At 72.2% G+C, this 17,972-nt stretch carries 16 protein-coding genes and 2 pseudogenes; 3 read left to right on the forward strand and 15 right to left on the reverse strand.

Annotated elements, in window-relative coordinates; translation table 11 throughout:
- Positions 1 to 24: 24 nt before the first annotated feature.
- The 5 genes from M2271_RS11630 to M2271_RS11650 all read right to left on the reverse strand — a co-directional run bounded on the left by M2271_RS11630 (position 25) and on the right by M2271_RS11650 (position 4,627).
- The gene (locus M2271_RS11630; protein WP_280887071.1) at positions 25 to 783 is read right to left on the reverse strand and encodes a glycerophosphodiester phosphodiesterase family protein; all 759 of its coding nucleotides are present in this window, start codon (positions 781 to 783) and stop codon (positions 25 to 27) included.
- A 167-nt stretch (positions 784 to 950) separates the two neighbouring features.
- A complete protein-coding gene (locus tag M2271_RS11635) occupies positions 951 to 1,112 on the reverse strand; it encodes a hypothetical protein (protein ID WP_280887072.1) in 162 nt (53 codons plus the stop codon).
- A 123-nt stretch (positions 1,113 to 1,235) separates the two neighbouring features.
- Positions 1,236 to 1,664: an OsmC family protein gene (locus M2271_RS11640; RefSeq protein ID WP_280887073.1), complete on the reverse strand. Its 429-nt coding sequence runs from the start codon at positions 1,662 to 1,664 to the stop codon at positions 1,236 to 1,238.
- Between the two features lie 172 nt (positions 1,665 to 1,836).
- Positions 1,837 to 3,984, reverse strand: coding sequence for a phage holin family protein (locus tag M2271_RS11645; RefSeq protein WP_280887074.1), 2,148 nt, complete (start codon positions 3,982 to 3,984; stop codon positions 1,837 to 1,839).
- A gap of 211 nt (positions 3,985 to 4,195) precedes the next feature.
- Positions 4,196 to 4,627, reverse strand: a complete 432-nt coding sequence (locus M2271_RS11650; protein WP_280887075.1) for a hypothetical protein — start codon at positions 4,625 to 4,627, stop codon at positions 4,196 to 4,198.
- An 85-nt stretch (positions 4,628 to 4,712) separates the two neighbouring features.
- On the opposite strand from M2271_RS11650, the gene M2271_RS11655 reads away from it, so the two are divergent.
- Both M2271_RS11655 and M2271_RS11660 read left to right on the forward strand, forming a co-directional pair.
- Positions 4,713 to 5,486, forward strand: a complete 774-nt coding sequence (locus M2271_RS11655) for an MBL fold metallo-hydrolase (RefSeq protein ID WP_280887076.1) — start codon at positions 4,713 to 4,715, stop codon at positions 5,484 to 5,486.
- On the forward strand, positions 5,483 to 6,109 hold the full coding sequence (locus M2271_RS11660) for a VTT domain-containing protein (RefSeq protein WP_280887077.1): 627 nt from the start codon (positions 5,483 to 5,485) through the stop codon (positions 6,107 to 6,109). The genes M2271_RS11655 and M2271_RS11660 overlap by 4 nt, the downstream gene beginning before the upstream one ends.
- A 58-nt stretch (positions 6,110 to 6,167) precedes the next feature.
- Here M2271_RS11660 and M2271_RS11665 read toward each other — a convergent pair whose 3' ends face one another.
- The 4 genes and pseudogenes from M2271_RS11665 to M2271_RS11680 all read right to left on the reverse strand — a co-directional run bounded on the left by M2271_RS11665 (position 6,168) and on the right by M2271_RS11680 (position 10,834).
- Entirely contained in the window at positions 6,168 to 7,283 is a 1,116-nt protein-coding gene (locus tag M2271_RS11665) for an MBL fold metallo-hydrolase (RefSeq protein ID WP_280887078.1), read from the reverse strand.
- On the reverse strand, positions 7,280 to 8,545 hold the full coding sequence (locus M2271_RS11670) for an aminotransferase class I/II-fold pyridoxal phosphate-dependent enzyme (RefSeq protein WP_280887079.1): 1,266 nt from the start codon (positions 8,543 to 8,545) through the stop codon (positions 7,280 to 7,282). Before M2271_RS11670 ends, M2271_RS11665 begins: the two co-directional genes overlap by 4 nt.
- Positions 8,546 to 8,827: 282 nt before the next feature.
- Positions 8,828 to 9,643 carry a hypothetical protein gene (locus tag M2271_RS11675; RefSeq protein WP_280887080.1) on the reverse strand — a complete coding sequence of 272 codons (816 nt, stop codon included), beginning with the start codon at positions 9,641 to 9,643 and terminating at the stop codon, positions 8,828 to 8,830.
- Between the two features lie 395 nt (positions 9,644 to 10,038).
- Positions 10,039 to 10,834 (reverse strand): annotated as a pseudogene (locus tag M2271_RS11680) (RNA polymerase sigma factor SigF).
- 364 nt (positions 10,835 to 11,198) lie between these two features.
- On the opposite strand from M2271_RS11680, the pseudogene M2271_RS11685 reads away from it, so the two are divergent.
- Positions 11,199 to 11,390: pseudogene (locus tag M2271_RS11685) on the forward strand (thiamine pyrophosphate-binding protein); the annotation flags it as partial.
- 215 nt (positions 11,391 to 11,605) lie between these two features.
- Here M2271_RS11685 and M2271_RS11690 read toward each other — a convergent pair.
- The 6 genes from M2271_RS11690 to M2271_RS11715 all read right to left on the reverse strand — a co-directional run bounded on the left by M2271_RS11690 (position 11,606) and on the right by M2271_RS11715 (position 17,811).
- Positions 11,606 to 12,904, reverse strand: a complete 1,299-nt coding sequence (locus tag M2271_RS11690; protein WP_280887081.1) for an MFS transporter — start codon at positions 12,902 to 12,904, stop codon at positions 11,606 to 11,608.
- Positions 12,901 to 13,995 carry a PLP-dependent cysteine synthase family protein gene (locus tag M2271_RS11695; protein ID WP_280887082.1) on the reverse strand — a complete coding sequence of 365 codons (1,095 nt, stop codon included), beginning with the start codon at positions 13,993 to 13,995 and terminating at the stop codon, positions 12,901 to 12,903. Before M2271_RS11695 ends, M2271_RS11690 begins: the two co-directional genes overlap by 4 nt.
- Before the next feature lie 136 nt (positions 13,996 to 14,131).
- The gene (locus M2271_RS11700) at positions 14,132 to 14,500 is read right to left on the reverse strand and encodes a hypothetical protein (protein WP_280887083.1); all 369 of its coding nucleotides are present in this window, start codon (positions 14,498 to 14,500) and stop codon (positions 14,132 to 14,134) included.
- Positions 14,501 to 14,801: 301 nt separating this feature from the next.
- The gene (locus M2271_RS11705) at positions 14,802 to 15,110 is read right to left on the reverse strand and encodes a hypothetical protein (protein WP_280887084.1); all 309 of its coding nucleotides are present in this window, start codon (positions 15,108 to 15,110) and stop codon (positions 14,802 to 14,804) included.
- Positions 15,111 to 15,377: 267 nt separating this feature from the next.
- Complete coding sequence (locus M2271_RS11710; RefSeq protein ID WP_280887085.1) at positions 15,378 to 16,628, reverse strand: amidohydrolase; 1,251 nt, start codon at positions 16,626 to 16,628, stop codon at positions 15,378 to 15,380.
- 172 nt (positions 16,629 to 16,800) lie between these two features.
- Entirely contained in the window at positions 16,801 to 17,811 is a 1,011-nt protein-coding gene (locus tag M2271_RS11715; RefSeq protein ID WP_280887086.1) for an Lrp/AsnC family transcriptional regulator, read from the reverse strand.
- Positions 17,812 to 17,972 lie beyond the last annotated feature (161 nt).

Below are 17,972 nucleotides of genomic sequence, written 5' to 3' on the forward strand. Positions count from 1 at the left end.
GCCGGGGCGGGTACCCACCCCGCCTTACTCGGACTGGTACCCCGCCGGGCGCTCGTCGGGTCGGCCGACGCGCAGGGCGAGGGCGCGGCGGGGGCGGTCGGTGACCAGGACGTCGACGCGCGGGTCCCCTAGGAACGTCCGCAGCGGCAGGTCGTCATTGACCGTCCACACCATGGTGAGCAGGCCGTGCCGGGCCGCCTCACGCAGCACGCCCGCCCGCGCCAGCCGGTGGTGGACGGCGACCCCGGAGGCGCCGCAGGCCCGGACCCGTCGGATCGGAAGCAGCTCACTCAGCCGGGTGGCCGCCAGCCGGGTGGGAGCGATCTCCCGGCGGTCGCGGCCCAGGGACAGGGCCGTGCGTACGCGGGGGAAGGCGCGGGCGATGGCCGCCACGGAACGATCCTCCAGAGTGGTGGCGACGAAGCCGTCGGTGCCGAGCAGGGCGGTCGCCCGGTCGATCACCGCGCGCTCGTACCCCACCTCCTTCAGGTCCAGGTGCCCGGCCAGCTTTCCGGCGATCAGGGACATGACGTCCTCCACGACGGGGACGGCGTATCCGGCCCGCTCACTGAGCTCGGCGTGGGTGAGCGTCGACAGGGGCGGGCCGGCGGGTCCGACGCGGGGGTCGTGGAAGACGACGAGGACGCCGTCGGCCGTACGGCGAATGTCGAACTCGGCGTACTCGGCGCCGGAGCGGACCGCGTCCTCGTACGCCTCCCAGGTGGCTGCGCCGGCGTGTTCGGAGCCGCCCCGGTGCGCGGACACGGCGGGTCGTCGCGGCATCGGCGGGTCAGCTCCCGGGCGGGGATCGGGGCGCGGGCACCGGTGCGGGCCGGCCGTCGGGCGGGGACAGGAGGGAGCCGGAGCGTCTGCTGACCCCGGCGGACGCAGGTCCTCGGGAGTCAGGGGCACGGTCAGCACCGGTACGGGCAGTACGGCTTCGCTGGACCTCAGATGGGGCTCGAAGCGGCCGAAGTCGAGCCGGTCGACGAGCGGCCGGAGGCGGAGTGCTGCGGGCGGGCCCGGGCGTCGAGGCTGAACAGCAGGACCGCGCGGGTGAGTTCACGGGTCGCGGAGTCGAGTGCCGTCGTCCCGCTGGAGGTTCCTGCCACCGTCCCCGTCCTTCCGCCGCCGTTCAGCTGCTTACCCGGACCGGTGTCCGCGAACCGGCCGGGCGCACGCACAGGCCGCCCCGGCGCGGGGCGGCCTGTCGGGTGCCGTGTCCCGGACGCGGCTCAGGCGAGCTTCGCGGACAGCGTGATCGGTACGGCCTTCAGGGCCTGGCTGACCGGGCAGTTGACCTTGGCCTCCTCGGCCGCGGCGACGAAGCCCGCCTCATCGAGGCCCGGCACCTCGCCCTCGACGGTGAGGTGGATGCCGGTGATGCCCTCGCCCGGCTGGAAGGTGACGTCGGCGGAGGTGACGAGCTTGGTGGGCGGGTTGCCGGCCCCGGCGAGGGCGTGCGAGAACGCCATGGAGAAGCAGCTGGAGTGGGCGGCCGCGATCAGCTCCTCGGGGCTGGTCTTGCCGTTCGCCTCCTGGGTACGGGCGGCCCAGGTCACCGGCTGCTCGTCGATGGCGCCGGAGGAGTCGAAGGTGACGACCCCGTTGCCCTCCAGCAGGTTGCCTTCCCAGATGGTGTGTGCGGAGCGCGTGGTGGCCACGGTCTTTCCTTTCGTATGGTCCCGGTTCCGGGGTTACGGCACCATCCGATCACACTCCGGCCCAGCTCACTCGCAAGACCGGCGCACGCGGACCGAACAGCAGCCGGGCTCCCCGCGCGATCGGTCGGGCGGGCTCTCGGCGCACCCACTGGACGTCGCACCAGGCGTCGATTCAGGCGGCGCGTCGTTCCGGCTGTGCCTCCACCGGGACCTGGGGGCCGTCCGGTTCGCGCAGCCAGCGGCGCAGCACACGGTGGATGTGCTCGGCACCGACGAGTTCCGTCCCGCCCTCGACGGGCGCGGACAGGACGAGCGGCGACAGCACGAAGGGTCTGCCCTGGGCGCCGCCGAGACCGCCGTGCGAGCCGATCTGCTCCTCGAACGCGAGGACCTCGCCCTCGGCCGGGTCGTACCAGGAGTTGACCATGATGTCTGCGGTGTGCGGGAAGGAGTGGGTGCGGCGGACCGCGGCGGCGGCGCCGGGCCCGAAGTCCGCGAGCGGGCCCGGGTTCTCGTCGAGTTCGTCGAGCGGGATCTCCGCGCCGAACGGGCCGAGGACGACCCCGCCGTGCGACTCGCTGCGGACCAGCAGGAAGCCGATGCCGGGGTGATTGGCGAGCGTCGCCAGCAGGGCGGGGTGGCGGGCGTCGATCTCCTCCTTGGTCATCCGGTGCGGCACGTCGGGGAAGGAGACCAGGCCCAGGTTGCCGGAGGCCAGCACGACCGGCTCCGCCGGGCGGGAGGGCCGGTACTGCTCGCGGCCCTCCTCGACGGGCCGGCGCAGCGCGGCGCGCACGGCCGCGCGGGCCTCGGCACCGCTGTGGGTACGCCGCGCCCGGCGCGGCACGGGCAGCCCGGAGCCGGCCCGCACCAGGTCGCCCAGGGTGAGGCCGTAGCGGGTGCGGAAGGTCTCGCCGGGGCTCTGCCCGTGGTCGGAGAGCACCACGATCCGGTACGGGCGGGGGGCGTGGTCGGCGACGTTCTCGATCAGCGCGAGGGACCGGTCGAGACGCTCGAGGACCTTCTCGGCGTCCCGGCTCATCGGCCCGGAGTGGTGTGCCACTTCGTCGTACGCGACGAGGTCGGCGTAGACGGCGGTGCGCCCGGCGAGCAGGTCGCCACTCACCGAGGCGACGACGACATCGCGTTCGACGACGGTCGCGAAGGCGCGGATGAACGGGTAGAGGCCGCCCCGCCTCACCCGGGGGCGGACCTTGCGGAAGCGGGTCCGGGTGGACTCGCCCATCTCGCGGCCGACTTCGGCGACGAAGGACATGGCGGTGCGCACGGAGTTGGCCGGGTCGGAGAAGTAGGCGAAGTAGCCCGCTCTGGAGCGGGTTTCGCGGCTGCGGCGGCGGGTGGCTATGGACAGCACCAGGGCCAGTTCGTCGGCGCCGCCGGAGAACAGATTGCCGCGGCTGGCGCCGTCCAGGGTGAGCAGTCCGCCGTCGCCGGTGGCCTGGACGGCACGACGCTGGAGTTCGGCGGCGCTGGTGGGGCGGTTGCAGACCATGACCTCACCGCGGTCCTTCTCGTACCAGCGGAAGGCGGGGACGTCGTGGTTGCTGCCGTGCAGGATGCCGAGCTGGCTGGCTCCGGTCTGGCTGGACCAGTCGGTGTGCCAGGGGGTGAGCCGGTGGGTGGCCTTGCGGCCGGCGGCCGCGCCGCCGACCGCGCTCTCGCCGTCGTTGCCACCGTAGTTGCCGCCGTCGGTCTCGCCGTCGGTCTCACTGACGCCTAGCCAGCGGGCGACCGTGGGCATCACACCCTTGCCGACCGCGTCGAGCAGCACGTCGTGGCCCACGCCGTCGAGCTGTATGAACACGGTGCCGGGGGTCATGGGGGCCGCCGGGCCGGAACGGCGGCGGCGGTCGGCGAGACGGTACAGGCGGCGCCGGTAGGCGTCGTCATCGCGGACGGCCAGCGCGGCGCCCGTGGCGGAGGCGACCGCGGACATCACGGCGGCGACCACGACCGCGGTCTCCGGGGCGGCGTCGCCCTGCTCGGCGGGGTTCAGCCGCAGCGCGAGCACCAGCAGCGCGCCGTTGAGGAAGAACACCAGCAGCCCGAGCACGAGCGCGGGCACGAGCAGCAGCAGCCGTACGAGAAGGGGCCACACCAGGGCCGACAGGAGACCGAAGGCGCCGGCGCCGAACGCGGCGGTGACGGCGATCCGGGTGGCGCTGTCGCCGTCGGCGGACTGGAGCCTGAAGTCCGGCAGGATGCCCGCCAGTACGAGCATCGTCAGGGTGGAGACCCCCCACACCGCGACACTCCGCCCGATCTGACTGACGACCCGCCGCCAACGCCCTGCACGCACGCCCCGCCCACCTCACGTCCCGGCCCGTCGTCGCTGCGGGCGTGAGCCAAGCCTGTCATATGCTTTTTCCGCCGGAATCCCCCACCGGAATCCCCCACCGGGATTCCCCACCGGGATTTCCGCGGCCGGCCGCCGCGGGTCTGCCAGGCACGCTCGGCGACGTGCGTGCGGTGGGTGCGTTGGGTGCGGTGTTGCAGTACGGGTGGAGCGCTCAGCGTCCGTCGTACCCGGCCGTCGGCATCGACAGCCGCCGGTGCACCCGTGCCTTCATCTGGGCGTCGTACGACGGCTCCGCGTGGCCGACCGTCTCCACCCGCACGCCGCGCCGGGCACACTCGGCGGTGAACTCGTCGACCGACGACAGCGCGCTGCGCAGCACCCGCAGGCTCGGCGCGACGAACAGGTCACGGCCGGGCCGCACGCCCTCCCACAGGACGCCGTGGTCGGGGCGCAGCGCACGCACGAGGAGTTCCCGGGTGACGACGTAGCCCCGCTCGGCGGCCCAGCGGGCGCACATCGCGTGCTGGCTGCGGGAGTCCACCAGGAAGGGGTCGTCGTCGAGCTCCTCCAGGGGCGTCAGGCTGGCGATCGCCGTGACGCGTAACGGTCCGGGCGGGCCGAGGGCACCGCGTACCTGTCCCATGAAGTCCCCCCTCACCTCCGGGTTTCGTCGCCGACCCTACTCCTGCCCGTAGGCTTCGGGGGAGTCGCGCGAAGGAGGCAAAGAGGTGCCGGTGGAGATCACCTGGTGGGGTCACGCCACCTGCACGATCGAGGAGTCGAACGTCCGTGTGCTCACCGATCCTCTGTTCACTCGTCGGCTGGCGCATCTGCGGCGCCGCCAGGGTGCGCTGCCGCCGCCCGGAGCCTGGCGTGCCGACGTGGCGCTGGTCTCCCATCTGCACTCCGACCATCTGCACCTTCCCTCGCTGGCGCGGCTCTCGCCGGGCACGCGCCTGCTCGTGCCCCGGGGCGCACGACGCGCGGTACCGGGGCTGCGCCGGCTCGTCCACCTCGATGTGAGTGAGGTGGCGCCCGGGGACGAGACCCGCGTCGGCGACCTGCTGATACGGGTGGTGCCCGCCCAGCACGACGGACGGCGGCTGCCGCTCGGGCCGCACCGCTCCCCCGCTCTCGGGTACGTCGTCGAAGGCGAGGCCCGCACCTACTTCGCCGGGGACACCGGCCTGTTCGACGAGATGGCGAAGGAGGTCGGGCCGATCGACGTGGCCCTGCTGCCGGTCGGCGGCTGGGGGCCCTACCTCGGTGAGGGCCACCTGGACGCGGGGCGGGCCGCGGAGGCTCTGGCCCGGCTCCGGCCGCTCAGCGCGGTGCCGGTGCACTACGGCACGTACTGGCCGATCGGGATGGACGCCGTACGCCCGCACGAGTTCCACGCGCCGGGCGAGGAGTTCGTGCGCCTCGCGGCCGAACGCGCTCCGCAGGTGGCGGTGCACCGGCTCGTGCACGGGGAGAGCGTGCGGCTGAAGGTCGCCCGATGAGCTCGCTCGCCGCCGCCTTGACGGGCGTGACACCGGCCTCCACCCAGCAGGCCATCGGGTATCCGACGCTGTTCGTGCTGGTGCTGCTCGGGGCGCTGGTGCCGGTCGTGCCGACCGGAGCGCTGGTGAGTTCGGCCGCCGTGGTGTCCGTCCACCAGGCGGCGCCGTACGCGCCGGCGCTGGTGTTCGTGACGGCCTCGACGGCCGCGTTCCTCGGTGACATGGCCCTGTACTGGCTGGGACGGCGCGGCATGAAGTCGAAGAACGGCTCGCGCTGGCTGGAGGCGATCCGCTCACGCGCCCCCGAGGACCGGCTCGCACAGGCCCAGGAGAAGCTCGCCGACCATGGGGTGGCGGTGCTGGTGCTGTCCCGGCTGGTGCCGGCCGGTCGAATACCGGTGATGCTCGCCTGTCTGATGGCGAAGTGGCCGATACGGAGGTTCGCCCGGGGGAATCTGCCGGCGTGTCTGGCCTGGGCCGTGACGTATCAGCTGATCGGGATCCTCGGCGGGTCGCTCTTCAGGGAGCCCTGGGAGGGTGTGGTCGCGGCGGTGGCGCTGACCGTGGTGGTCGGCGCGGCGCCGAGTGTGTGGAAGAGGGTCCGGAAGCCCGCCGCGCAGTAGCTCAGGGGGGTTCAAGGGATCATCAGGGGTATCAAGACGCATCAGGGGCGCAGGGGACTCAGGGGTGTAGGGGACTCAGGGGCAGCACCCGGGAGCCTCCCACCGGCAGGTCCCACAGGTCGTCCCGGTCCAGTCCCGCCTTCTGCCAGGCCGCCCGCACCCGGGTGAGCGGCTCCAGAACCGGCTCCGCCGACAGGACGAACGTGGCCCAGTGCATAGGGGCCATCCGCCGGGCCCCGAGGTCCTGGGCGGCGCGGACCGCCTCCTCCGGGTCGCAGTGGACGTCGCGGAGCCACCAGCGGGGGTCGTAGGCGCCGATGGGCAGCAGGGCGAGGTCGATACCGGGGTAGCGCTCGCCGATGCGGGCGAACCAGTGGCCGTATCCCGTGTCCCCCGCGAAGTAGACGCGCTGTCCGTCCGGAGCGGTGAGGACCCAGCCGCCCCACAGGGTGCGGCAGGTGTCGGTGAGACTCCGCCTGGACCAGTGGTGGGCGGGGACGAAGTCGAAGCGGACTCCCGCCCGTCGCCCACCACCACCCTCGACCGAGGCGCCTGGCGCTGCGCCCCGCGGATGCAGTTCGGCCGCCTCCCACCAGTCCAGCTCCGTGACGCGGGTGAACCGGCGGCGGTGGAACCAGCGGCCGAGCCCGGCGGGAACGAACACCGGGGTGTCGCGCGGGAGTCGGCGCAGCGTGGGCGCGTCCAGGTGGTCGTAGTGGTTGTGGCTGATGACGACGGCGTCGACGCGCGGCAAAGCATCCCAGGCGACGCCGACCGGGGTGATGCGGGCCGGGGTGCCGAGGATGCGGCGGGACCAGACCGGGTCGGTGAGGACGGTCAGCCCGCCGATCTGCACCACCCAACTGGCGTGCCCCGCCCACGAGACGGCGACCGTGCGCGTGTCCACCCGGGGCAGCGGGCCCGGTGCGAAGGGCAGTCCGGGGATGTCGGCGAGGCCCTCCCGGCCGGGGCGGATGGAGCCCTCGCGGGCGAAGCGGGCCATGGACTTGAGGCCGGGCAGCGGGGCGGTGAGACGGTCGTGGAAGGTCCGCGGCCACACCCGTCGCTCGCCGACGGGGCGGGGCGCGGCAGGCGGCGCGAAGGGTGTCGAGGCCGCCGGAGCATCGGCTTCCCGGGAGGGCGTGCTCGTGGTCGACTCGGACTGCTGCGTCATCGAGGAGGCTCCCATCGCCCTGCGTCGTCGCGGAGATCGTCGCGGAGGTCGTCGAAGATCGATTCCAGAAGGGTCAACCCGCGTTGCACATGTGGCAGTTCCAACGGCGCGGGTGCGTCGAGGCATTCCGCGGCCTGCTCGTCCGTCCCCCCGCCCAGCAGCGGGCCGGTGGACAACCGCACGCGCAGCGCCCCGAGGTCGTCACCGAAGCGGTGACCGCCGGGGGCGGGCATGCCGAGCCGGGCGGCGAGGAAGTCCTCCAGTTCCTGCGCGTCACCGACGCCGAGCGCGCCGAGCGCGGGCCGCAGGGGGTCCAGGTCGACGTAGAGGTGCCGGCCGGCCTGCGGTGGCCGGGCGACGGCGCCCGCGGTGACGACGACGGTGTGCGCGGCGGCGGCCACGCGCGCGTGCAGCCGTACGGCGGCCCTCCGGCGGGCGGTGACCGGCTCGGGCTCACCGAGGGCGTACCCACCCGCGGCAGCGACCGGTGCGGCGACCCGGGCGCCGAGCGCGGTCAGGACATCGAGCACGCGCGCGTGGAGGCCGTCCCCGTCGGCCTCGCCCACGGGGAAGCGGGCGACGGCGGCCGGCCAGCCGGTCGGCAGCAGGGCGCCGGCCAGATCGCTGACGACGGTGACCTGCTCGGGCAGCATCTCGGCGGGGCTGAGCAGCACGGTGTCGTGCGGGTCGTGCAGCGTGTCGCGCCAGGTCTCGTCACTGACCAGGTGCAGACCCTCGCCGACGGCGGCCTGGACGGTCTCGTGCAGCAGTTCGGGCGGGGCCACGGTGGCGGTCGGGTCGTCGGCGACGGACAGCACGAGCAGCCGCGGATCGCCACCTTCGGCGCGCACCCGGCCCAGGGTCTCCAGCAGGGCGTACGGGTCCGGGACACCGCCGGACTCGGCCGATGTCGGCACATGGAAGACGGGTCTGCCCAACAGACGTGCGTACGGCGCCCACCAGGCGGCACAGGGCCGCGGCACCAGAACGTCTCCGCCGAGCGCGGCGGTCAGCGCCAGCAGCAGGGCGGGGGCGCCGGGGGCGGCCACCACCCGGTCGGGCTCGGTGGGCAGGCCCCGCCGGTCCCAGTAGCCGCAGGCGGCTTCCAGCAGGGCGGGCCCGCCGCCGACCGGTTCGCTCTCCGCACGGCCTGCCGCGGCGGCGAGTACGGCGGACAGTTCGGGCAGCACGGGCAGGCCGTCCTCGGGAAGCGGCGGCCCGAAACGGACGGGCCCGTGGCCTTCCGGGTCCGTCCGCGGCATCCGTACCTCCGTGTGCGGGCCCGTGCGGGCCTGTGGGGCTGCTCGTCTCTTCCGTCGGTCGGCGCCGACGTGTCCGAAGGCTCGGGCGGGGTCTCGGGCGGTGCGGGTCGTGCCCTCGGGCTGTGAGTACCCAGGGAGGCGGGGTGCCATGAGTGCCGATCCGGGTTGCGCGGATCACACGCGGCGACGGCGTGAGGCGAGGGCACGACCGGTGCGGTGGGCCGGCGGTCGACAGCGGCGGCGCCGAAACGGGTCAGTCGTCCGCGGCGGGGCCGGAACGAGTCAGTCGTCCGCGGCGGGCTCCTTGCGGCACAGGCGGTGGACGGCCGCGCCGCACGCGCCCGCGATCAGCAGACCGCCCGCGACCAGGGCGGGCACGGAGCCGCTGAAGGCGCCGCCCTCGCCGGCCCGGGCCCCGCGCTGGATGACCGCGCCCCCGCAGGAGTCGGCGTGCGGCTCGGTGCAGGGGTGGGTGGTGGCACAGGAGCTGCCGTACGACTCAGTGCACGGCGGGGCGCTCCCCCGGCTCACGGTGAACGTGCCGCTCCACGGCTTGCCCTGCCCGCCGGGCGCCACCGGACAGGTGCCGTCCACCGTCCAGGCGGAGTCCTGACCGACACCGGCCTCGGGCGGCTCCACGCCGGCTTCGGGCTCGACGCCCGCCTCGGGCTCCACGCCGGCCCCGGACTCCACGCCGGCCCCACCGGCCCCGCCGGCCCCGCCGGCCCCGGACTCCAAGCCAGCCCCACCGTCCTCGCCGTTCACACCGTCCTCGGCTTTCACCGCAGCCGCGACAAGGGCGGTGCCGCTGTACCTCGGGCCCGCGGCCTCGTCGTCGCTGCCGGAGACCAGCTTCAGCGGAACGCTGCCCGGGTCGAAGGCCTGCGAGGTGGCGGTGATCGACTCGGGCGGGGAACCGCCGCTCGGATCGCAGGAGACGGAGACGGTGACGCTGCCGCCCGGGGACGCGGCGCTCGGGCTGACCTCGGCGGCCGACTCCGCCGCGGCGGTCGGTTCCGCGAAGACGGTCGGCACAGTGAAGCTCAGGGCGGTACCGGCCAGGACGGCTGCGGACAGGGCACGTGCGCTGCGGCGCATAGGGCGGACTCCTTCGGCCGACTGCGGGGACACGGCGGTCGTGCCCCCGCAGCCATCACAGCCCGCCCACCGCCGGGCCGCGCGCGGCCGGACACCATTCGCGGGACGGCGACGGCCGAGCGGGTGACAGGCCGTGACCGACGGGCACCGGCCGGTGTGCGGGCCCGTGACAGAGACAGACCGGCCGTTGCACGGCCCGTGGCAAAGGCAGACCGGCCGTTGCACGGGCCCGTGAGAGAGGCAGACCGGCCCGCGCCCACGCCCACGCCCGACACGGACCGGCCCGCCCATACACCCAACCCGTGGTCCACTCAGGCCCCATGGTCCACTCAGGCCCGCGGCCGGCACCCGTTGCCCGCGCACTCACCCCTCACACCCCTCACATCCCTCACGAGCTACGCCACATCCCGGAGGACCTGCTCCCGCACCCGTCCGCAACACCGGCTGATCAGCCGGGACACGTGCATCTGTGAGATCCCCAGCTGTTCCGCGATCCGGCCCTGGGTCATGTCCCCGAAGAACCGCATGTACAGAATCGCCCGCTCCCGCTCGGGCAGCGCCGCGAGCCCGTCCCGCACGGCCTCCCGGTCCACCACCGTGTCCAGCGCCGGGTCGGACGAGCCCAGCACGTCGCTGAGCGAGTAGCCGTCCTCGCTGCCGGGCAGTACCGCGTCCAGGGACAGCGCGGTGAAGCTCTCCAGAGCTCCCAGGCCGACGCGGACGTCCTCCTCGCTCATGCTCGCGTGCTCGGCGATCTCCGCGACTGTGGGGCGGCGCCCGGAGATGGTCTGGGACAGGTCCTGGCTGGCGAGGCGCACCCGATTACGCAGGTCCTGGACCCGGCGCGGCACATGCAGGGTCCACATGTGGTCGCGGAAGTGCCGCTTGATCTCGCCGGTGATGGTCGGCACGGCGTAGCTCTCGAACGCGTTGCCGAGCGCGGGATCGTAGCGGTCGACGGCCTTGACCAGGCCGAGCGCCGCGACCTGGCGCAGGTCCTCAAGGTTCTCGCCGCGGCTGCGGAACCGCCCCGCGAGCCGGTTCGCCATGGGCAGCCATGCCTCGACGATCAGTCCACGGAGGGCGTCGCGCTGCTCTCCCGGGGGGGAGCTCGGCGAGCGTGCGGAAGGCTTCGACGGTGTCGGGGGCGTCGTCGTGCGGGTGGTGCTTCGCGCTCACTTGAGTGGGCATGTGCGTCGCAACTCCCTTGGTTGTGCTTGGGGTGGGACGGTCACCGCGGGAGCGCGTCTGCAGATCGAGCAGGCGCGTCCTGGGCAGCTGAGGGCCGCTCCCACGGACGTGCCTCCGGTCCGAAGCACTGAGAGTGCGCCTGCCCCCGGCCCCCCGCCGCAAACACCGGGCAGGTTTTCCGGGGACGCCGGGGTCACTCGTAGGGCTGCAGCGTCTCTAGAACTCTGTGTGTGCCTGTGGTTTCCAGGCTTTTCGGGCGTGGCGTGGCCGTGTGCGGTCACCGTCCGGTGGTCCGAACCTCGGGGTGAGGGGGTGGACTTCGGTGGTGTGCAGGTGGTGGAAGCCGGTCCGCTCGGCGGCGCGGGTGCGCCGCCGACAGGTTCTGTGTGAGAACGGCATCAACGGTCTGCTCGCCGCCTGGGGGCGGGCCGACAACCAGCCCCGTTTCATCCAGTCCCGGCACGAGGAGATGTCCGCGTTCCAGGCGGTCGGTTACGCCAAGTTCAGCGGCCGTCTCGGAGTGTGTGTGGCGACCTCGGGGCCCGGTGCGATCCACCATGGGGCCGGACCAGCGTCAGCGCCGGTCACGTTCGGCGGGTGGACGACGACGGGTGGACGGCGGGCCTGGCCCAGCCGGCTGCCGCCGCACAAGGGGCCGAGCAGTGCCGGTAGCGCCGGTGGCGCCGGTAGCGCCTACGTTCGGCGAGCGACGCGAGCAGGCAGGGGCGGATGCCGTACGGGCATCCGCCCCCTTCGTTCGGCGAGGGAGGGTCAGACGGTGACGGGCTGCGGCACTGCTGCCGGGGCCGCCAGGCGGCCGGTGCGGTGCAGGCCGTACAAGGCGGTCGCGCAGGCGAAGCCGAGCAGGCACAGACAGATCCACGGCAGCGCGGGCATCCCCGCCTCGCGGGCCGCGTCGAGCGCCACGCCGGTGAGGAGGTTGCCGAGCGTGATGCCGATCCCGCAGATGGTGTTGTAGAGCCCGTAGTGCGTGGCGACGAGACGGTCCCCGGAGAGCCGGACGATGGTGTCCATCTCGAAGGGGTACGCGATCATCGTGCCGACCGCCAGGAGGAGCGCGGCCAGCGTGGGCGGTACCGCGGCCATCAGCCACAGACCGGCACCGGACCCGGGGACGGGCAGAGCGGTGGCCGACAGCAGGGGCACGAAGGCCAGGCCCATGACGGCCAGTCCTCGCGCCAGCGCCTGGCCCGGCTCGTACCGGGCCTTGCACCAGGCGGTCACCCTGGTTTGGCCGACGATCGTGCTGAGTCCGGAGACCGCGAAGAGAACCGCTACCGCCGCGGTACCGAACTCTCCGTCCCCGCCGACCCGTCGTACTTCCAGCGGCAAGGCGAGATAGACCTGGAAGGAGAGGACGTATGAGCCGATCATGGCTGCGGAGAAGAGCAGGAACGGACGGTTGGCGAGGATGCCCCGCCATTGGGTGAGGACGCCGTCGCGGTCCTGGTTCTCCTCGCCCTTGGCGTCGTCGGCGTGCCGGGTGGGCAGCGCACGGATCTGCACGACGCTCAGCACTGCGAAGATACCGGCGGCGACCAGGCAGGTGATGCGGAAGTCCACGCCGGTCAGCACCATTCCGACGAGCGGGCCCAGCAGGATGCCGGCCTGGTAGAAGATGTTGAACAGCGCGAACGCCTCGACTCTGCGCTCCCCCGCGTCGGCGGCGAGATACGCCCGGACCGCCGGGTTGAACAGCGCCCCCGCGAGGCCGGTGGCAGCGGAAGCGGCGATCAGCGCGGCCAGGGAGTCGACGAGGCCGAGCGTCGCGAAACCGACCGTGCGCAGCACGCAGCCGGCGATGATCAACGGCTTGTAGCCGAACCGGTCGGCGAGCGTCCCACCGACGAGGAACATGCCCTGCTGGCTGAAGTTGCGGACGCCGAGGACGAGTCCGACGACCCAGCCGGCCAGTCCGAGCGTCCCGGAGAGGTGCGCGGCCAGGTAGGGCATGAGCATGTAGAAGCCCAGGTTGATGGTGAACTGATTGACCATCAGCAGTTGGACGCTGCGTTCGTAGGTGCGTACCTGTGCGAGGGTGCCCTTCACCGGCTCTCCTCCACGGACGCCAGGGTGAGCGGGTCGACCACGGCGGTGCACCGCGTCCAGTGAGCCACTTCCTTTTCGTCCACGCTCCCGATCACCTCGGGCTCGGGAGCGGGAGGGCCGTCGAGGAGGCCGTGGGCTGCGCAGTAGTCGTCGTCGAACACCGTCCCGAGGTAGCGCTGCGGACCATCGGGGAAGACGGCCGCGATCCGGGTGTCGGCGGGGAGGGTGCGGGCCAGCCATCCGGCGACCAGGGCGACCGCGCCCACGCTCCACCCGCCGGTGGCGTAGTGCGAGCCGGCCAACTGGCGGCAGGTCCAGACCGCCTCGGCCGGGTTCACCCAGTGGACCTCCGAGAAGGCGTCGTAGGCGACGTTGCGGGGATAGATGCTGGACCCCAGGCCCCGCATCAGCCGCGGCCGGGCCGGCTGGCCGAAGATCGTGGAGCCGATGGTGTCGACGCCGACCACCTTCAGCCCGGGATAAAGCTGCTTCAGCACCCGGGAGACGCCGGCGGAGTGCCCGCCGGTGCCCACGCTGCACACCAGGACGTCGATGTGGCCGAGTTCGGTGGCCAGTTCCAGGGCGAGCGGGGTGTAGGCGGTGGTGTTGTCCGGGTTGTTGTACTGGTCCGGGCACCACGATTCGGGGTGTTGTGTCATCAGATGCTGGACGCGCTCGCGGCGGGCCTGCTGCCAGCCGCCGGTGGGATGGGGCTCGGAGACCACGGTGACCTGGGCGCCGTACGCGGTGAGCAGCCGGGTCATGGACGTCTCCAGGCCCGGGTCGGTGACCAGGGTGACGGGATGGCCGTAGACCATTCCGGCCAGGGCCAGGCCGAGTCCGAGGGTGCCGCTCGTGGACTCGATGATGCGGGCGCCGGGGCGCAGATCGCCGCGGGCGCGGGCCCGCTTCACCATGTGCAGACCGGGCCGGTCCTTGATGCCGCCGGGGTTGAAGCCCTCCAGCTTCGCCCAGAAGCCGCGGTCCGGGGGTGTCAGCGGCTGGGACACCCGCAGCAGAGGCGTGTTGCCCACCAGCGCCGACAGGGCCGACCGGTCGGGCAGGGCAGCGGTGTTCGTGAGTGACTGCATGTCTTTCGCTCTCGCTCGATGAATGCGCGGTGGCGTGCTCATCTCGCGCCACGGCCACACGGCGGACGTTCGTTGTCGGTCCGAGGTGGGGAGCCGTGGCGCGGCAGCCGTGCGATGCCGGCTGCTGGCGGGAGGTCTAGATGCGCCACCGCGAGGTGCGGACCAGCGCGGTTCTGCCCGTGTGCCGGGTGCGCAAGCGATACGGCCGACGGTGAACGAAGCCAGTGACCAGCACCCCGAAGACGCCGACGGGCAGGGTCGCGCCTGCGTCGGCAGGAGGATGCTGAGCGGCCTGGGTCGTCGTCCGGGCGGCCTCGTCCAGGGCGCAGTGCTCGTTCCCGTGGTGTCCGTGCGGCACATAGGGCGTCGCTTCGCTCGCCACCGCCGACCAGGCACCCGATGCCGTGGCCACCGCGGGTACCGGGCGGTCCGGCCCTGCCAACTGCCCATGTGCAACGCCGCACAGGCCGATCACCACGAGCAGGACGCCGGACAACAGAGCCACGAACGGCTGCGGCCGACGCGAGTCGGGCTCGGTCCGTAGGGGGTACACGGGTGTTCTGGAATGTGTCGGCACAGGTCCTCCGTGCGCCGGCTCCTTCTTCGGCAAGGACGGCAGCCGCGGCGGAGCAGGGGCGAGCAAGGGGGGGGTGGGGGGCAGGACGGCATCGACGATCCGGAGTCGGCGCCACGTTGAGGTGCGCGAACCCGTTGCTCGTCGTGCGGGAGCCGGTGAACCATCCCCTCACCATGAGCCGGTGACGGGCATGGCCGGAACGGCCGGAAGACGAAGGGGGCTCCGGCTTCTAGACCTGCTGAACCACGGACATTCTCACGGCTGTCGACGACGTGACAGGCAGCACCGACTCGTTGGCACCCGGCTTGTCCAGGACGCGCCCGATGACGGCCGATTCGCTGACCGCCACCGCACAGCTCGGCGGTGTCAGCACCGGGCCCTGCTGCGGCTGCCCCGAGAGGCAGTGCTCACTCGGGTGTGAGGAGCCGTGGCCGTCATCCGGGTCACCTATCGCGATCAGCCGGGACACCACTGCCTCGCCCTCAGCGGCGGGAGCTTCCTCGTGCGCTGCGACGGCAGGCGCGACCGCGCTGGTCACCAGGTGTCCTTTGACACTCTCGGTACTCAGTCCGTGCGTGAACCCGACGCCGGACAACAGCACAGCCATGGCCAGCACGCGAAGCAGCGGGCCCGCAGAAACACGGGCCCGCACTATGCACGGGAGTAACCAGGCCGTAATCACACCGTGATACTAGCGGCTCATGGACCTTGCTCCGCCGACTCCCCGCAACATCACCTCAACGAGCCACGGACATGACCGGTTTGCGTCGGCGAGGTCGTTGCCGTGCGTTTCCAGGCGGCGCTGTCAGCCGCGGAGAAGCGATTCGAGGATGTCGATCGCGATCGGGATCGACTCCTCCGCGACGTCGAAGGTCTCGCTGTGATGGGGGCCCGGACTCCCCGCTCCGACCATCAGGTACGCGCCCATGCCACCGCGCCGCTGGACGTGCCGGATGAGCAGGTTGGCGTCGTCGCTGCCGGCGAGCACCTGGGTCCGGACGATCTCGGTGACCTCGCGATGGGTCTCGGCCGCCTTGACGATGAGGTCGATCAGCTCGTCGTCGGGAGCGACGGTCGCCGACTGTCCCATGAGGGCGATGTTCACCCGCACACCCTGTGCCAGGGCCGCCCCCTCCGCGATCGCCCGGACCCGGTCGACCAGCTCGTCGACCACCTCGTCGTCGCTCGCCCGGGCCTCACAGGTCATCACCGCCGAGGAGGGCACGATGTTCACCCCGTCACCGGCGACGAGGGTGCCGACGTTGAGCCGGGTGTCCGCCGAGCTGAAGCGCGGGAGCCCCATGATGCCCAGTGCCGACGTCGATGCCGCGAGCAGCGCGTTGCGGCCGGCTTCCGGTGCGCCGGCCGCGTGCGAGGCCTTGCCCACGAAGTCGATTTTCAGCTTCCTGGTCGCCAGGCCGCCGGTGAAGCTCCCCACGACCCCACCGACCGCCATGTCTCCGGCCATGTGCACGGCGAGCATGTGGTCGATGTCGTCGGCCGCCCCGGCGTCGATCATCGTCTGCGCTCCCCGGACCCCCTCCTCGGCGGGCTGGAACAAGATGCGCAGTGAGCCCGCGAAGTCGCGGTCCGTCAGCCGGTGGAGAAGGCCGACGCCGATGGTGGTGTGCGCGTCATGGCCGCAGGCGTGCATCGCGCCGTTCGTCGAGGCGAAGCCGTTCGCCACCGGGAAATGACCCGCATCGGCCGATTCACGCATCGGGAGCGCGTCCATGTCGACGCGCAGGCCCCAGCGAGGTCCTGGACGGGCGCCCATCAGGTCCACGACGAGTGCGGTGCCGTTGTCACGGAAGTACCGGGCCCGCTCCTCCGGGACACCGGAGTCCACCGCGCGAGCCGCCCACTCGTCGAGGGTGGCCTCGGACGGGAAGTTGACCACCGGTGAGAGGTCCTGGACGGCCCTTCCTGTGAGGACGCGCACCGGGAGTCCGTCGAGCTCTCGTTCTATCCGGGTCGCCGTCCCGATTTCCAGGAATGCGGGCTCCGCGTTGCGGTGCAGTTCCCGGCGGAAAGCTGTGAGCTGCTCGAAATCCACGCCTGACCTCTCGTTTCCACCGTCAGCGACCGCAGGTGCGACCGCCCGGCCGAGGCTATGGGAGGCACCGCCGATCCGTGCCCGGCAGCGGCGCGATGGCACGGAACATCGAAATTGCCGACCTGCGATGCACGAGATCGCCGAGGAGCGTCGGCCGTCGACGCAGACGCGGTCAGTCCTCGAACACCGGGTGATGGCCCAGAGGGACGAGACGAACATGACGGCCGTCGAGATCGAGGAGGTGGCCGGCTCGCTTCGCGATCCTTGGCACGATCCAGCGGTCTTTGACCAGCACTTTGGGGAAGATCGAAGTCAGCCGGTTCTCGATCTCGTCGACCTCGTACAGGCCGCGCACCCAGAGGAACACCGCGAGGTTGGCGTCACCGGTCACGGAGGCGCACAGGCGCACATGGTTCAGCAGCCGCAGCGAGCCGACGACGCGCTCCAGGTCCGAGGGCTGGACGTCGAGCCACAACGCGGCCGCCGCCGACCAGCCCATGAGGGAATGTGAGAAGTCCACTCGCCACGTGACCCAGTTCGCCGCGAGTACCGCGTCGATGTCCCGCGAGATCATGGAGAGGGATCGGCCCAGCTCCGGCTGCATGTCGGCGGCACTTCGACGGACGTCCGCCCCCAGTGCGGCGACGACGGCCCGGTGGAGGGGTTTACGCGTCTTGGGAGGGTCGGACGGCCGGAGGTCGTGCAGTGCCTTGACCTGTTCCTTGGAGAGTGCATGCAGCCGCCAGCTCGAACCCTCGAAGAAGATCCTTCGGAAATAGTGGGTGCGCAGGCCGACGATGCCAGGAATCACCGCGATGCGCTCGTCTATGTACCGGTCCATGGAGAGCAGGCTGTCGGTCGAGATCATGATGTAGAGGTCACGGGGTCCCGAGGTGCAGTTCACGCTGGAGACGGATCCCTGTCCGCCGAGCTCACCGATCACGTGTTCCCGCCGGCCCGGGGCGCAGCTGATCTCGACCAACGCGGAGATCATCTCCTCGCGGAGTTGTGTCGCGTCGCCCTCGGAACAGCTCGTCCAGGCCTGCCGCCGGCTGGTGAGAGTCGACCATCGCCGCGAAATGGTCGAGGGGTCGACGCGGAGGATCTTCCCGAGCTGGGCCCACGAGACCCGGGGATGGATCTGGAGCGCATTGAGGATCTGGGCGTCCAACGTGTCGACCATGCACGGCAGCATGCATCCGGACTCTTGATCCTTGCAAAGCGCTGCGCGTGCCGGCGTCCACGGCATCGGTGCGGCTCGGCGTCGGAAACAGCGGCAATCCGAAACCAGCCAGAAACCCGGCGACCCGGACTTTTGGAAGGACCGTGCACCAGAACCGCGCG

Source organism: Streptomyces sp. LBL, from assembly GCF_029893585.1.
Classification (GTDB): Bacteria; Actinomycetota; Actinomycetes; order Streptomycetales; family Streptomycetaceae; genus Streptomyces.

Coding starts and splice junctions, on each gene's coding strand:
- M2271_RS11630 (WP_280887071.1), bottom strand. CDS start 783: ATGCCGCGACGACCCGCCGTGTCCGCGCACCGGGGCGGCTCCGAACAC.
- M2271_RS11650 (WP_280887075.1), bottom strand. CDS start 4,627: ATGGGACAGGTACGCGGTGCCCTCGGCCCGCCCGGACCGTTACGCGTC.
- M2271_RS11660 (WP_280887077.1), top strand. CDS start 5,483: ATGAGCTCGCTCGCCGCCGCCTTGACGGGCGTGACACCGGCCTCCACC.
- M2271_RS11665 (WP_280887078.1), bottom strand. CDS start 7,283: ATGACGCAGCAGTCCGAGTCGACCACGAGCACGCCCTCCCGGGAAGCC.
- M2271_RS11670 (WP_280887079.1), bottom strand. CDS start 8,545: ATGCCGCGGACGGACCCGGAAGGCCACGGGCCCGTCCGTTTCGGGCCG.
- M2271_RS11675 (WP_280887080.1), bottom strand. CDS start 9,643: ATGCGCCGCAGCGCACGTGCCCTGTCCGCAGCCGTCCTGGCCGGTACC.
- M2271_RS11695 (WP_280887082.1), bottom strand. CDS start 13,995: ATGCAGTCACTCACGAACACCGCTGCCCTGCCCGACCGGTCGGCCCTG.
- M2271_RS11715 (WP_280887086.1), bottom strand. CDS start 17,811: ATGGTCGACACGTTGGACGCCCAGATCCTCAATGCGCTCCAGATCCAT.